Annotated in this window: 12 protein-coding genes; 7 read left to right on the forward strand and 5 right to left on the reverse strand. The window is 45.7% G+C overall.

Going from position 1 to position 15,730, the window contains the following annotated elements:
- Positions 1-66: 66 nt before the first annotated feature.
- A complete protein-coding gene (locus NIES208_RS05960; protein WP_075890727.1) occupies positions 67-492 on the reverse strand; it encodes a hypothetical protein in 426 nt (141 codons plus the stop codon).
- 179 nt (positions 493-671) lie between these two features.
- Here NIES208_RS05960 and NIES208_RS05965 point away from each other — a divergent pair, with 179 nt between their 5' ends.
- The 6 genes from NIES208_RS05965 to NIES208_RS05990 all read left to right on the forward strand — a co-directional run bounded on the left by NIES208_RS05965 (position 672) and on the right by NIES208_RS05990 (position 8,516).
- On the forward strand, positions 672-1,754 hold the full coding sequence (locus NIES208_RS05965; protein WP_075890729.1) for a tocopherol cyclase family protein: 1,083 nt from the start codon (positions 672-674) through the stop codon (positions 1,752-1,754).
- Positions 1,755-2,052: 298 nt separating this feature from the next.
- Entirely contained in the window at positions 2,053-3,762 is a 1,710-nt protein-coding gene (locus NIES208_RS05970; protein ID WP_225875259.1) for an ABC transporter ATP-binding protein, read from the forward strand.
- 240 nt (positions 3,763-4,002) lie between these two features.
- Entirely contained in the window at positions 4,003-4,770 is a 768-nt protein-coding gene (locus tag NIES208_RS05975) for a hypothetical protein (RefSeq protein ID WP_075890744.1), read from the forward strand.
- Between the two features lie 80 nt (positions 4,771-4,850).
- Complete coding sequence (locus NIES208_RS05980; protein WP_075890931.1) at positions 4,851-5,213, forward strand: phage holin family protein; 363 nt, start codon at positions 4,851-4,853, stop codon at positions 5,211-5,213.
- A gap of 208 nt (positions 5,214-5,421) precedes the next feature.
- Positions 5,422-6,891 carry a hypothetical protein gene (locus tag NIES208_RS05985; protein ID WP_084176554.1) on the forward strand — a complete coding sequence of 490 codons (1,470 nt, stop codon included), beginning with the start codon at positions 5,422-5,424 and terminating at the stop codon, positions 6,889-6,891.
- Positions 6,892-7,034: 143 nt separating this feature from the next.
- Complete coding sequence (locus NIES208_RS05990; protein ID WP_075890746.1) at positions 7,035-8,516, forward strand: hypothetical protein; 1,482 nt, start codon at positions 7,035-7,037, stop codon at positions 8,514-8,516.
- Positions 8,517-9,043: 527 nt separating this feature from the next.
- Here NIES208_RS05990 and NIES208_RS05995 read toward each other — a convergent pair.
- The 3 genes from NIES208_RS05995 to mgtE all read right to left on the reverse strand — a co-directional run bounded on the left by NIES208_RS05995 (position 9,044) and on the right by mgtE (position 13,612).
- On the reverse strand, positions 9,044-10,537 hold the full coding sequence (locus NIES208_RS05995; RefSeq protein WP_084176550.1) for a CPBP family intramembrane glutamic endopeptidase: 1,494 nt from the start codon (positions 10,535-10,537) through the stop codon (positions 9,044-9,046).
- Positions 10,538-10,616: 79 nt separating this feature from the next.
- Positions 10,617-12,179 (reverse strand): WD40 repeat domain-containing protein, encoded by a 1,563-nt coding sequence (locus NIES208_RS06000; protein WP_075890750.1) that lies wholly within the window; start codon positions 12,177-12,179, stop codon positions 10,617-10,619.
- 59 nt (positions 12,180-12,238) lie between these two features.
- Positions 12,239-13,612, reverse strand: a complete 1,374-nt coding sequence (gene mgtE, locus NIES208_RS06005; protein WP_075890752.1) for a magnesium transporter — start codon at positions 13,610-13,612, stop codon at positions 12,239-12,241.
- A gap of 366 nt (positions 13,613-13,978) precedes the next feature.
- Here mgtE and NIES208_RS06010 point away from each other — a divergent pair, with 366 nt between their 5' ends.
- Entirely contained in the window at positions 13,979-14,233 is a 255-nt protein-coding gene (locus NIES208_RS06010; RefSeq protein ID WP_075890754.1) for an RNA recognition motif domain-containing protein, read from the forward strand.
- 471 nt (positions 14,234-14,704) lie between these two features.
- Here NIES208_RS06010 and NIES208_RS06015 read toward each other — a convergent pair whose 3' ends face one another.
- Positions 14,705-15,646 carry a hypothetical protein gene (locus tag NIES208_RS06015; RefSeq protein WP_075890756.1) on the reverse strand — a complete coding sequence of 314 codons (942 nt, stop codon included), beginning with the start codon at positions 15,644-15,646 and terminating at the stop codon, positions 14,705-14,707.
- Positions 15,647-15,730 lie beyond the last annotated feature (84 nt).

Raw genomic sequence — 15,730 nt, forward strand, 5'->3', positions numbered from 1 at the left:
CTCTCCCTTTCGCCGCGTCGTCATTCCAGACCATGCTTAAACCGAACTCAGGTTAATTAGACTTTTTTAATTAAACTTTGCAAGGCGCTGCCGTAGCCGCTGATGGATGAGGTTTAGTTGTGCTCGCACATTATTCGGGCAATGGGGTAAAGGGAGCTCGACATTCGGCCATGCACTTAAATCGGCGCAGGGACAACCGATCGTTAAACCTAAGTTATCTATGGGAATGGGCATGGAGCATCGGGAGCAGGCGAGTAATTCCCAGCGGTTGGAGAGTAGTTCTCCAATGGTTTGGGTACTGCCTTCGAGGTAACTATCGTGGTGATGGGGGGTCAGTACGTCTTGAAAATAGGCATCAAATTCCGGTGAGTAGCGATCGCCGACCACAATAGTGCGGGGCAAAATACGCCGATTGTCCCGGGGAGAAATGAGCGGCTTACCGACTTGAAACCAGTAAGCTAAATATTTTTTTAGTTGATCAACACTGGCCATAAACTCTAAAAATCCTAGCGATCGCCTGACTCTATACCTAGCTCTGAAAAAAATGCTGCGCTAGTGATCTCCATAGTATCGGGGAAAATTAAGACTCTGGACTGAAAGAGAGCTGTAACCCCTATAAATAGATTTTTCTTAAGATAGGGTTTAGATTTAGTCGGAAATTCCGGAGCTATATGAACTTTTGTGAAACACCCCACAGTGGTTACCACTGGGACTACCGAACAGCACGTTTTTTTGAAGGTTGGTACTTTCGAGTAAGCTTGCCGGAATTACAAGATAATTTCGCTTTTATGTATTCCATTGAAGACCCCATTGGCAATCAGCCCCATAGCGGGGGAGCAGTACAAATTTTGGGTTTACAGGATGAGTATTTGTGGCGCACATTTCCTAAAACAGAAAATTTCTGGGCCGATGGTGATCGCCTGAGCTTAGGTCATTGGCGTACCAGACCCGATAACCTGATGCCTAAATTACTAGCACCAAACGTATTTGCTGCCACAGTTGACGAAGGCTACCAGGCGACGACAACCCTAAACCAAGGCTGCATTAAAAATCCTGCCACCGGTGAAGTCTGTCGATGGCAATACGAAACCAAGCCGATTTATGGCTGGGGTATGCCCCCAACAGCCACAGCCACATGGCTTTCTTTTTTGCCGATTTACGATCCCGGTTGGCAAATTCTCCTAGCCCATGGACTCAGTACAGGCTGGATCGAATGGCAAGGTCAGCGGTATGAATTTACAGAGGCCCCAGCCTACAGCGAAAAAAATTGGGGAAAATCCTTTCCACAGCAATGGTTTTGGCTAAACTGTAATACCTTTGAGCAGGAACCTGATTTAGCACTGACCGCAGGAGGAGGAATCCGAGAAATTTTCACCCAAACAGAAGAAGTTGCCCTGATTGGCATTCATCATTGTGGTAAATTTTACGAGTTTGCTCCTTGGAATGCCCAAATATCCTGGGCGATCGCCCCTTGGGGAAAATGGCAAATGCAAGCCGTAAATCATCAGGGTTTTACCGTCGAATTAGCAGGCCATACCGACCTAGTCGGACAACCATTACGAGCACCCACCCATAAAGGACTACAATTTTGCTGTCGCGATACCCTACGCGGTGAGCTTTCCCTAACACTGCGATCGCCCCAAGAAACTCCTTTGATTCAATCAACCAGTACTTTAGGGGGGCTAGAAGTCGGCGGAAAACCTTGGTCAACCCCATGGCACAATCCCCCAAGGAGACAGATAAATACATTTTAAAACTAGAACTTACTGTTAAAATACCGAAGCTAAAAACTTTTTTTTCCTAATTATTTTTTTAGTCCAATCGCTTAGATTAATTACCCGATATTATTTTACTGTAAATACAAAATTAACTCGAATGCATAATATACACGACGTAAATATCAAACAATCAATAACATTAGAACTTTCAACTTTTGTATTCAGTTAGGTTTATCAAGTGTTCAAAAAGATTAGTCGAGCCCTATCATCGCCATCATACCAGCTCATTCTTCAAACCGCTCTTAAAAACTGGTTTTTAATCGCACTAAACCTTGTGACCAACTTGTTGAGTATCTTTTTTGAAGGAAGTACCTTAGGGATTATTTATGTTGCAATCTCTTTGATTTCAGAAGGATCAGAAAACCTTGATAAAATACCTTTTGCTACTAAAATTGTTGCAGCTTTAAATATTAGTGATCAACTTCTTTTTATTGGCATGTTAGCAATCGCCGTGGTGATGCAAACCTTACTTGCCATTAGTAAATATTTTAATAATCTTTCCGTTGCCTTCCTTGGCGCAAAGGTTCAGCCACAAGTCATTGGCCGCGTGTTTCGACAAATCATGTCTTTGAGCTTTGGATTTGCCAGCCGCTATAAAGTTGGTGACCTACTCTATTACGCTAATAATTCAGGCGGAACAGTAAACAGACAGATTCAAATTGCTAATGATCTTTTGATCAGTATCTCTTTCACCTTAGTTTATACATTTGTCCTAGTCCGACTTTCTTCACTCCTTGCTCTTATTGCAGTCATCTTGGCTCTAAGTTTAATTGCTGTTCAACGTTATGTTTTACCAAGAATTAAACAGGCTTCTCGGCAGGTTGTTCAAGCTCGACTAAAACTGTCGGAACGTATGACTGAAAATATTCAAGCCCTTAGACTTGTCCATACTTTTGGGACGCAATCCTACGCGATCGCCCAAACAGAAGGGGCATTAATTGAAACGAAAAAAGCTCTATTTAGGCGCGGTATTTTCTTTAATCTCACTGACCCTTTTCTCGATGTTCTCCCCATTCTTGCCCTAGCAAGCTTAGCGGCGATCGCCTATTACATCAACCCAGATAACGAAACCGTTTTACCATTACTGCTAACTTTTTTAGTGGCATTACAAAGACTATCAATGCGTCTTCGAGGCATTTCCTCCGCTGCAACGCAAATGATTGATCTGAGTGGCGAAATGAAACGTCTGAACGAAATTCTTACGAATGAAGATAAAGAATTTGCATTAATTGGTAGTCAATCCCTTGGGGAAATTCGTACAGATTTAGAAATGCGTGACGTTTGTCTTGCCTATGATGAAGAATTAGTAATCGATCACCTTGACCTGATTATTCCTAATAATAAAGTGACAGCTTTAGTCGGTGAGTCTGGCGCAGGAAAATCGTCAATTGTTGATTTAATTGTTGGGTTATATCAACCAATTTCAGGAGATATTTTAGTCAATAATCAAAGTATTTATGAGATTAATCAGTCTGAATGGCGCAGTAAAATTGGTATTGTCAGCCAAGATACGGTTGTCTTTAATATGAGTATTCTTGATAACCTAAGATATGGTGCACCTGAGGCAACTTTAGAAGATGTTATTGAAGTAACAAAAGCTGCCCAAGCCCACAAGTTTATTACTGAGTTACCAATGGGCTATGACACCGTTGTTGGAGAGCGGGGCTATCGGTTATCTGGTGGTCAAAGACAGCGATTAGCCTTGGCGAGGGCTTTAGTAAAAGATCCTGAGATTTTGATTCTTGATGAGGCGACTAGTGCTTTAGATAGTCAATCTGAAAAGCTCATTCAGGAAGCATTGGAAAAGTTTCAAGAAAACCGGATGGTGATTGTGATTGCCCACCGTTTATCGACGATTGTTAATGCGGATCAAATTGTTGTGCTTGAACGGGGCAAAGTCATTGAACTTGGTAACCATGAGGCTTTGCTGGAGAAAAATGGTCATTATGCTAGGGCTTGGAATATCCAAACGGCAACTGTTTAGTCAAGTGGACATTCAAGGGGCTTGGCCTAATGGTGATCAATGTCCTTGGGGAGATTCTTTTGGTTTTGGTGGTAACGGTTTTGTTGCGTTTGCCAGACTGGGAAGTACGGTTTAAAAACTGGCACAGGGTTTTGTGAATTTTGGTTGATACTTTTCAAGATTAGAGGTGTTTAGGTAGTCATTGATTGGTTATCTATTTGTCACGCTGTGTGATGCTAGAAATTGAGAGAAGATATTGCCATGAGTCGTCCTTATAGCTATCAATATGTTGGTTTTGGGTTTGGATCGGGATTTCTTGCTTTAGTTGCTTTTTTTATTTTGCAGTGGCTACAAATTCCTGTGGGCAATTTAGTTGATTGGCTCATTGGGATTGCGAGTTTTTGGTGGTTATTGGCTGTGGTCACAATTCCGTGGAATATTTATTTTGAGGCGGTAGAAACTCAAGATGAGGCAAAGATTTCCCGTAAAAAAGGGATTCCTGTTGATCTGCCGCAACTCAATTATGTTGCGGAGGTGGCGCGCTGGTCTCTGGTCGGGGCGATCGCCCTACATATTTTGTCAGCCTTGGGATTGTATTGTTTAGCGGCTTGGGGCATCAGTGCGGTGGGGTATGTCAGTGCCTTTGCTGTTTTGTTGCTGACTGTGTTGCGTCCGGCCATTCGCGGCTATCAGTTTTTGGCCTTTAAGTTGATTAATATTCGTCAGCAAATTCAGTATCCCCGTGAAGATATTGTCGAACTGCGTATGCGTGTTGATACCCTAGAGGCCACGACTAAAGCCTTGGCCAAAACTTTAGAAGATGCGGCTAAAAAACAAACAGAAGAGTTAACTGGTATGCGCCAAAATATGGCTACTTTACGGGCAAAATTAGAAGAACTAGCGGCGGTTAACCAAACAGAACATCAACGTTTAGCGCGGGAAGCAACGGGGGCGATCGCCCAGTTATCGGAAGATAGCCAAGTCCTAAATCATGTGCGCGAAATCATTCGATTTTGGAAGGATGCCTAGGCTCTGCGGGAAAACCGTACTTTCAGACCTTAAATATCGTCTTTAAAATAGTAAGTAAGAGATTTATGGAGCCCTACCCCATGCCACAATTTTTTCTGACTTGGTTAGCCACTGCTGCTTCTTTGTTCATTACTGCAATTGTTGTGCCGGGTTTAGCCATTACTGGGGCTCCTCCCGCATTAATCGGCGCTGCGGTATTGGGATTTGTGAATGCGATTATTAAGCCAATCCTCGTGATTTTTACGTTGCCTTTAACGATTTTGACCTTGGGTTTATTTTTATTCGTGATTAATGCGATTACCCTTGGTCTAGTGGGTTATTTGACTCCCGGATTAACCGTGGGTGGATTTTTTCCGGCGATTATTGGCTCGATTGTGTTGACTTTTGTTTCAAGTGTGATCAATCAGTTGATCGGTCAAGAGGATACGGAACAGCTTCAATAGGATTGTCTGGATAGTTCATCAAATGTACTGATTTTTTGGGGTGCTATTTTCAGCTATGCAACATATTGGATGGAAGAGGTTAAGTTCGCTTGACCTTTTTTTGGGGTTTGGGGTTTGGCAGGTGATTTCTACCAGAAGGAATGGAAGATTAGGCTAAAATGCGAAAGTTCTAAATTGTGTGGCTCGTTTGGGTGCTTGGAGTATCGCTTTGAAACGGTTTGACAAGATAGTACTCGGCAGTATTTTTGTATTGTCGTTGCTGGTAGCGTTGCTTTGGGGATTTGGCGATCGCCAGCCTGTGTCGGTGCAACAATTTAGTTGGGAAGGGAAAAAGATTAGTGTGACAGACCGCTTTTTTTCCCTATCCCTCAGTCAAGCGATTGATCCAGAGTTTGTCGCGGCTAATTTTTCGATTGATCCGCCTCTGCCGGGAAACTTGAGCTGGGCTGGGAAAGACTTTTTTTACACCCTTAATGAATTACCCATTTACGGACAGGAATATCAACTAAAGCTAGCGGCACCCGATACAGCGACGGCTAATGATGAAACTCTAGAAATACTGACATCTGACATTGCCATAGAACCGTTTTTAGCGCGTTTCCAGAGCCGCGATCGCGCCTTTGCCTATATTGGCACTGAGGGGGACGACCGTGGACGGTTAATTTTGTTTAATTTGACCCAGCAGGAAAAGAGTATTTTAACGCCGGCTGATTTGACCGTGCTTGATTTTGAAACGTACCCAGAGGGCGATCGCCTCCTTTTTGCCGCCATTCCCACTGCTGCGTTAAATACAAACCTTGACGACCTGCAGCTTTACACCGTCACAACAGGATTAAATACAACCACTACTGCAGAAGCTGAAGCTGGCATTGGCAAAATCGATTTAGTTTTAGATGCCGATGAATATGCCAATGGTAAATTTCAACTGGCAAAAAATGGCCAGCGGATTGTGGTTCAGCGGGTCAATAAAGAAGATCCCCGGGATCGCAGTTTATGGGTGATCGAAGGGAGTGCCGAGCCCCGGGGGTTAGGCATTCCTGCCGATGAATTTTTACTATCTCCCGATGCAGAGGTGATTGCCGTTTCCCAAGGAGGACAGTTGTCCATTGTTCCCCTTGGGCGTAATAGTGGCGCGATCCAAGCGAAGGAAAAATTCACGAGATTACTCGCTTTTTCACCCGATAATCAGCAGCAAATTGCCCTACAGGAAACCGATGGCATTAGTTCGCTCTACGTCCTAAATGAAAACCAAGAGGAGGGCGATCGCGTATTGCTGCGCACCTTAACGCCCATTATTGATTGTCGCTATGAACCCCGTTATGGCCAAACCCTTTATTGTCTCAAAATTGACGAAGCCGAAAGTCTCGGTCAGGTGGTGGAAGAACCCTTTTTAAGCGCCATTGATCTAGAAACCGGCGACGAAATTCCCCTATTAGCCCTGCCAAACTACCGTGATGTGCGCCTCAGTGTAGCTGCAGATGGTTTAGCGCTGTTGTTTGACCAAGTGGTGACAGCAAATCCAACGCCCAATTCGGATTTATTTACTGAAAATGGTTTAGCCGTTGAGGGAGGACGGGTTTGGCTACTCACTTTGCCGGAGCTAGAGCGGGATGTGGAGATCCAAGCTGTACCACCCGAATCGCTGATGCCCGGTTTTCGTCCCCGTTGGATGCCCTAGTTTTTCTGCGTTGGGGAGAAAGTTCGCCAAAGTGGGCAGGATAATACGCCATAATAGCCACGTGGCTTTTTGGGGCGATCGCCCCACGCCATCGTTTAGTTTGTGAATCGCTGTTTTTGTAATTGTTGCTCAGCCCAACCCCTATGACCAACATTGACCGCCTTGCTATTGCCCTGATCATTCTGTTTAGCGTCTTAATTGTCGTTGGCGTTGGCGGAGAACAGCTTTGCGGTACGGACTGTCCGTTTAATACTGGACCAAAGGTGCGGGAATTTTCTTGGCAAAATAAAGAGATTGGGGCGGAAGATACGGCGTTTATTATGACCTTTGACCGACCGATGGACACCCAAGGTGTGGTCGAAAACCTCGTCATTGATCCCCCCCTGCCGGGTAAGGTAAGTTGGGCGGGTAAACGGATGGCCTATACTTTGTTGCAGCCTGCCCCCTATGGCGAAGATTACCAGCTAAATTTACGGGGAGCCCAGGAACAGTTTGCCGCGTCGGGTAATTTAGGCAGAACGATGCAGCCGTTTGCAGGGACTTTTGGAACTCGCGACCGTGCCCTTGCCTACGTTGGTACGAGTGAAGAACAGAATGAAAGGGGACGGTTGGTTGTTTATAACTGGACAAAGGATGAAAAGCGGGTGTTAACGCCCCCCAATTTGGTTGTCCTTGATTTTCAGGTATATCCCGAAGCCAAAGCGATTTTGTTTAGTGCTGTTGACCGTACGCGACCAAATGAAGGCATTCAAGATAGTCAGCTCTACCGTGTGGAAACAGGCCTAAATCTTGACGAAGAAGCGGCGGCGGAGTTTGTGCCGACCCTTGAGCTGATTTTAGATAATGCTCAATACCAAAATTTGCAGTTTCAGCTCGCGGCTGGGGGTGAGGCGATCGCCGTCCAGCGGGTAAACCGTGATGACCCCGCCGATTTTGGGTTGTGGCTAGTGGAACCCGAAGCGGAACCCCAACCGCTTAATTTAGTCGGAGGAGATTTTGCGATCGCCCCCGATGGCGAAACTTTAGCTGTGCCCCAAGGGGAAGGCATTGGTATTTTTTCCCTAGAAAATATTCAAGAAGAACCCCTCGATTTTTTGCCGCGCTTTGGTCAAATTGTCACCTTTTCCCCCGACGGCTCATCGGCTGTACTGGTGGATTTTAATAGCGATAATCCAGAGTTACGTTACGTGCGCTCCCTCTTTCTGGTGGATAACCGCAACCGTGAACAGAAGCTTCTAGATACTGATGGTTCCGTTTTAGATTGTGATTTTGACCCAGCCCAAACACATTTATATTGCTTGGTAACGGAGTTGATTGAAGGGGTGGAATATCGCGAACAACCCTATTTTGTTGAAATTAATTTAGAAACAGGGGAATCAGCTCGCCTCGCCCAGCTCAACCAGTTTCAAGATATTAATCTCAGTATGGCTCCCGATGGCTTGGGATTGCTTTTTAGTGAGGTGCTTACGGATGTTACAGATACCGAAGAACCCTATTTTCGTACAGATTCTGGTGAGGCGATCGCCGGTGGACAGTTGTGGCTGATGGTTCCCGGCGTGACTCCCGACCAAACCCAGCTCGAAGCCCTACCCTTTTCCGGAGTGTATCCCCGCTGGTTGCCATAGAAGATTAGAAGATATAGTAACCTGAGTTTTGCTTAAGGGTGCTCGGCAATACGACGCGGCGAATAAGAGAGCGGGAGATAGGGAGATGTTTTATTCAAACAATCCTAGCTTTTAAAAAACGCAGATTTTCGTCGGTTATCTGTGTCTCTCCCTCTGCTTGTCTCCCTTTCTCTAAAGAATGTCAGCTAAATTCTTATCCATAACTGACGTTATATAGTCAAAGCCATCAAAGTTAAGACATCAGATAAACTTTAAAGCCTTATCCTGTAGGGGTTTAACATGTTAAACCCCTACCAGTCTTGCCGACCACGACTATAGTAATTTCGATAAAAAAATAGAGACGGTTTTTGTCCTTCCTTAGGGAATGGATCCGGAGGGGGAAAGGGTTTCGACAATTTACGCAACCTCTGAACAATTAACCTCTGACCCTTAAAGAGGAAACCTTCTAAGCCTGATTCGAAATGTCTATATTGTTTCCCTACGTCTTCCTGTCCCCCACTCTCCGCGTCGTCAAACGAAATCCCGATTTAACTGCCGAGGATAAAGAGGCTGAGTAATGTACCACTGTTCCATAGGCTATGCAGTAACATCGGCGCTAATAGATTTTTTGATTTGGTATAAACGAAGCCCAGAATAATGCCGAGGGTCATCAGTGGCAGAACTTCTGACAGACTGAGGTGGGCGATCGCAAAGAGAAAAGCACTGAGCAAAATACTGCCCCATACCGGCATGTAGCGGGTTAGAGAAGGCAATAAAAATCCTCTAAACATAATCTCTTCGTAGAGGGGAGCCATAATCGAGGCGGTAATAAAAAAGATGGTCAAAGCCACTTGATCCTGTGCCTGTAGAGCAAGGAAAAGAATGGGGTTGCTGCCGCCTTGTCCTTGCCAAATTTGCTGGTTAATTAGCGACACAATGAGTACTAGGGGTAATGCAACCATATAGCCCCCAAGACCCCACACTGTCCAATTGTCGAGCCATTTCACCTGAAACCAATCTTTGGGCAGCGGTCGAAATTTCCAGATAGAAGCGGCCAAGACAACCAGTCCGGCGATCGCCATCATGGCGTAAGTGGCAAGGGTGTAGGCCGCCTTTTCTCGCACAGCCCAGCCACTGGGATTGAGTTCAAAACTTTGCAGGAGCACTGGCAACGCTAAGGGCAATAAAATTTGTCCGACAAAGAAAAATCCCACAATAAACACCTGCCAGATAATTTCGCCATCCCAAGGCGTTTCCCAGGCGGTACTGCTGTCGGCAAAAAGTAAGGCCTCCTGACGTTTGCGGGCGAATTGAATCAATAAAAAGATTAAAAAGCCAAAGCCAAAAATCCCAACGCTAAAGGGCAAAATAGTGACGACGGTTAGCTTAAAAAAGGCTTGCTGGGCAGCCTCTTGGATACTTTGCTGGATGAGAGCGAGATCTTCTGGTGAGTCTGTGACTTTAAAAAATTGCTGTAAATTCTGCTGGCGAAACCAGGTTTCAAGGCGATCGCCCAAAATGTTGGCTGTATTTTCCGGTGCATTACCTTCAATCCACAAAGGCTCTAGGACTTCGACTAACGGAGCATAGATGCTGTCGTCCGTCGGAATAGCTTGCCATTGTTCTTGGGCCGTTGCTGTTTGATTGGCGGCGGCATAGAGAATACCAAGTTTGAGGTGTAGCTCATTAATGAGTGCCTCTGTTTCCACAATTTTTTTTGCTGTGGCTTGCTGGGTGGCGGTCGTATCTTGCTTTTGAAACAGTGCCAAATTTTCTTTACTACTGCTTAAAACCGATGCGTATTGTTTAATGGCAGTGCCGTAGGGATCTGCTCCGGTTAATTCTTCCACTAAGGTGGCGATCGCCTCAGGGGAGGTTGTTGCTGCGGAGTTGCGGTCATACTCTGCTGCCTGCAAAACGAGATTTGTTTGATATAGCTCAAGGCGACCTTGAATTTGTGGCTCTTGGAAACTGCCCCATAGGGAAGACAGCAACGGGATCAAGGTGAGCACCGTTAAAATAGCGAGGATAATGCGCTTCACAGTAATGACAATGGCAAAAACAGTGGTTCTAGCCTAGCTTGTTCGCTTCCTTTGGAGCAACGATCTGCCATCTAGAGGGTTACTGCTGAAACCAAATTTTAATCCGGCCATCAGAGCTGCCCGCGGCTAACATCGAACCATCAGCACTAAGGGCAAGGGACAGTAAACGGGCATGGGGACTCGCTGCGGCATCATTTAGGGTCAATGTTGCGAGGGGCTCGTTAATGCCCAGTTGCCAAATTTTAATTGTGCCATCAACGCAGCCCGTAATAAGACAGTTGCCTTGGGGGCTAAAGCGCATGGTTGTAATCGCTTTGTTGTGGGCGGCTAGGCTAAAGCAAGGGACTGTTTCTGGGAGAACGGTTAGCTTGTTTACATTCAGTTGCCACAGATAAACGTTGCCGCTTTCCCCTGCCGACACAAGTAATTGCCCATCGGGACGGATGGCGATCGCCGCAATGGCTTCTGGTTGGTCACTACCGAGGCTACCAATAGGTTGATGATCTGTACTACGCCAAAACTTCAGGAGCCCTTCTTTACCACCCGTGACAAAAATATTCCCTTCCGGGGCACAGGCGATCGCCTCAATTTGGTCACCGGCATCTTGACCTGTGGCTAGTAAATCGCCATCTTTCGGTCGCCAGCGGCGAATTGTTTGGTCATGGCTGGCACTCAGTAAATCTCCATCAGGCGTATAGGCGATCGCGTAAACCGCTCCCTCATGCTGTTCAAGGGATTGGCTCAGCTGAAATTCAGGCATTTCACCCGCATCAGGATCAAAATGCCAAATTTTGACATTCGATTCAAAACTACTCGTGGCAATCCCATAGGGTCTGACCTCACCATCTAACAAACCGTCCAACAGCCGATCCATAAATCCATCTAGGAAACAAATATCGAGCAAACCCTGCTGGTGTGCCTGCACTTGGGCAAGCTGTTGGCCATCTTTGACTTGCCAAACCTTTAGCTGTTGATCCCAGCTACCACTCGCTAGGAGTCGCTGATCATCACTAAAACTTAAAGCACTAACACAATCTTTATGAGCCTCTAAAACCTGAATACACTGCCAGCCTTGTTTCGGAACAGTCGGTTGGGGTGTGGGGGGAGGCGCTGTGTCCCACGGATCGTAAACGGCTATCTTTTCTGACTCTCGTGGCACTTGAGTCGTGGTGGGAGAAGGGTGAACGGTCGGGAGTTTTGCGGGGTCAATGTTGCTTTCTTGTTGCAAAATCAAGAGTACTTGCTCTAGATTCTTGAGCCGTTCATCTAGGGCCTCTTGGTTAAGATATTGCACCACATTAGTCAAAGATTTTTCGAGACTGCCTAAATAGTCCTGTATTTCCCCTTTGGTGTTCAGTTTGGCAATACTGGATTTAATGTCACTGCTTTGGCGAACCTGGGTCGAGAGCTGTTCGATCTGACCCTGGAGCTTCTGGTCTAGGCGTTTCATGGAGCCAAGCATTTGTCGCCGTTGCTGTCGCTGAAAATTGAGGCGATTAAAAATATTGAGGCTGAGGGTAAGACTCAGGAAAATCAGCGGTGTTTGCCAGAGGCCATCAAAAAACGACCAAATTACGGTGATTAATGTTGCTAGCAGTAACCCTAACTCTACCAACTCCAACCATTGCCGTTTTTTGACCATTAAACTGTCCTATTGTCGCGATTTATCTTGGTTTACTCAGGATTGTTCCCGTTGCAGACCTATGATAACCCCAACATTAAACGTGCGATCTTAAAGTAAATCAAGACACCGAGTACATCGACGGCTGTGGTGATGAATGGCGCAGACATCAAGGCAGGGTCTAAGCCCATATATCGAAACAAAAAGGGCAGTGATGATCCGGCAACGGAGGCAAGTATGGCGATCGCCACCAAACTAATCCCCACAGAAATGGCAACCCCCAAACTCCCCTGTAAAAAATAAGCCCAGACGATCACAACAGCACCGAGGATGGAGCCTAGCAATGCTCCGGCGATCGCCTCCCGCAACACAACCTTTCCCGCACCGAGATCATTAAGATCATCCGTATTCAGACCCCGAATAACCACCGTTGAAGACTGTGCCCCCACATTCCCCCCTGTGCCCGTCAGCAACGGGATAAAAGCCGCGAGGGTAACCACTTGCTGCAATAAAGACTCTTGGGAGCGAATAATCCAACCCGTGAACGTATTTGTAATCAGCAACACAAACAGCCAAACGACCCGCTGTCGCGCCACCGTCAGAAGATTAGTCTGGAAATAGTTGTCTCCGTCAGTTTGCAAACCACCCAACGCATAGATATCTTCAGTAGTTTCTTCCTCAATAATGTCGATCACATCATCGACTGTCACAACACCCACCAAGCGCTCCTCTCGATCTACCACTGGCAGCGCCAACAGATCGTAACGCTGAATAGTTCGAGCGACCTCTTCTTGATCTGTATCAGTATGAATGGACACGACATCACGGGTCATGATTTCTTCTAAAACCATGTCCGGCTCAGAAATAACCAAATCTCTCAGAGAAACAATTCCCACGAGTTGGCGAGAGGCATCAGTCACGTAGAGATAGTAGATAATTTCTGACTTACTAGCCTGATGACGAATACGCTTTAAAGTGTCACGGACAGTCAGATTTTGTTTGAGAGAAATATACTCTGGGGTCATCATGCGCCCAGCCGTATCATCCTCATAGCCCAACAGCAGATTTGTGGCCTGTCGCTCCTCAGGACTAAGTTGTTCTAGCAGTTGCCGTACAACCTTCGCTGGCAACTCATCAAACAGCCGAACCCGATCATCGGGAGACATTTCATCCACAACATCTCTTACTTCCTGCCGCTTAAATTTCTGTACTAAAGCCTGCTGTACGGAAGAATCTAAATATTCGTAAACTTCGATCGCCTCAGCTTTTGATAACAATCGAAACGCAATGACCTGCATTGACTCAGGTAAATCCTCAATAGCCTCAGCAATATCCACCGGCTGTACCGGAACTAACAGGGATTTTGCCCCTTGTAAATTGTTGGATTCCAGTAACAAAAGTAGTTGACTTCTGACTAACTGGCGTAACTCGTTGTGTTTAGTGGATGTTGTCATCTGGTTACGTCGCGTAGCCCCATGGTAGTTAGAGGTGCAATATGTACGAACTTAGGGCGATCGCCAGTCACTCCCTAAGCAAAAGTACTTAACTTTTTTATGTCAGCTAAAGATCTCTTCCTTTATAAAACTTAACTCATTCTACAGAAGAACTTGTCTAGCAGCTTGTGTTTATAAAATTGACTGTGCTAGCCTAGATATATTGGGAATAAAAAGAATTCGAAAGTACTCGGTTACGGTTATCTCGTTTGGTATTGTGTCAGGTTACGACAGTATTGACAGAAACATCTCGCCCCGATACGACTACGAACTCTCCTTCCCAGATGGACAACCCTCGTCATCTCTAAAAGGAGAAGCAAATTAATTATGTCAATCTATGTTGGAAACCTCGACTATGCCGTCGAAGAGGATGATCTACGTGAAGTCTTTAATGACTACGGCACCGTAAAGCGTGTTTATCTTCCTGTTGACCGTGAAACTGATCGCAAGCGTGGCTTCGGCTTTGTTGAAATGGCTAATGACGGTGAAGAAGAGAAGGCAATTGAAGCCCTAGACGGTGCAAGCTGGATGGGTCGTGAAATGAAGGTTAACAAGGCTCGCCCCCGCGAGAACAATCGCTAGACTGACTGTTGCTTTTTAGGCGGTGTCTCTACCATTAGTTGAGGGCTGTCTCAAGGGTGTGATTAGTTAGATTAGCTAAAGATTAATCAAAATGATAAAGAGTGAGATCTAGCGATTTCACTCTTTTATTTTTTATTTATTTATATTTATAGCCAAGGTTAGTACAAAGGCCTTGGGGTTTAAGGGTGGGGATTTTTCAAAAGGTTTTGTTTATTTCGCGAGAATTTCACGGGTCCCAACTTTCTAGTCCTCAACTTATTTGGCTTTGACTATATTTCGTTGCTGCTTGGGTCGGCGATCGCCCCCTTGTGCCATGTTCATCAAGACTTTCGGGAAAAGGTACATTTTCTTTTCAAGAAGAGATCCTAGAGTCGGCTATTCATAGACAACAACTATCTAACCGACTACAAACATCAAAAAACAAAACTATCGACTATCTATATCTTGCTGGGATTTCGAGCACTCTATGTTCTAAGAGCTACTACTGCGAGTGCGACGACGACGGCTACCACCGCGGGCAGGGCGACTACTCGATACGTCGTATTCCATTACTGTACCAATCGCAAATAAAACGCCACTGAAGATAAAGAAAATATCGAGAATACTGCCACTTTCATAGTCAGGGAGGTAAGCAGACTGATACTTAAAACCCATATCCGCAATGTAGAGCGCTAAAGTAGCTGCCGCGATCATCCGCCAAGATTGGGAAAAACGTCCCCCCCAAAAGGCAAGGAGAAGCGTTGCGGCAATAATTAGCAAAATTACATCACCAATGATGTAAAACAAATTCACCGGCGTTGCAAAATTCCCTAAAAAATTCTCTGTTGCAATAACCCAGTTCGGCAGTTCTTGCGCGACAACTTCAGCTCCAGCGGCAGCTTCATCGACAACGTATTCAGGAGCGCCAAAGGCAATTAATGCGGCTAAGGCTACACCAAGCACTGCAATACAGCCGACGACAACCCATTGCCACAACACAAGGTTTAAACGGCGTGGTAGTACAGCGAGGAACATTCCCCAACCAACCATGATGTAAAAGGCAATGTAGAAAATATCAGCGGGGGATACTTCTGGATCTAGGCCAAAATACAGTTCCCACCAGCCAAAGATAATATTGCCCAAGAAAAAGCAAAACATCCCGGAACCAATGCCCAGCCACACATTGCGGCCGCTGGCAATTTGGGGACTATTCCAGTTGCGGTAGCAGAGGAGAGCTGCGGCTAAGAAGGGCACTGTTTCAAAAACGTAGGTGCCGAGGGAATACCACAGGGGATAATCTGCGTCGGTGGGTTTGGTGCTAAATAGTAGGAAAAATACTAGTGAAAAAAGACACCAGCCAACGCCGATATAGATAATCGTTTGGCTTTTGAGCATAACTTGTGGGTTAAAGGTTTTGTCTGTAGAACTACTCATGAATGGCCCTCTGTGTGCGAAGGGTTGATGGGGGATCTGCTTTTTTCCTAAATGTATTGTTGGGTTTTAGGGGGAAAAAGTATT

The organism is [Limnothrix rosea] IAM M-220 (genome assembly GCF_001904615.1).
GTDB lineage: Bacteria > Cyanobacteriota > Cyanobacteriia > Cyanobacteriales > MRBY01 > MRBY01.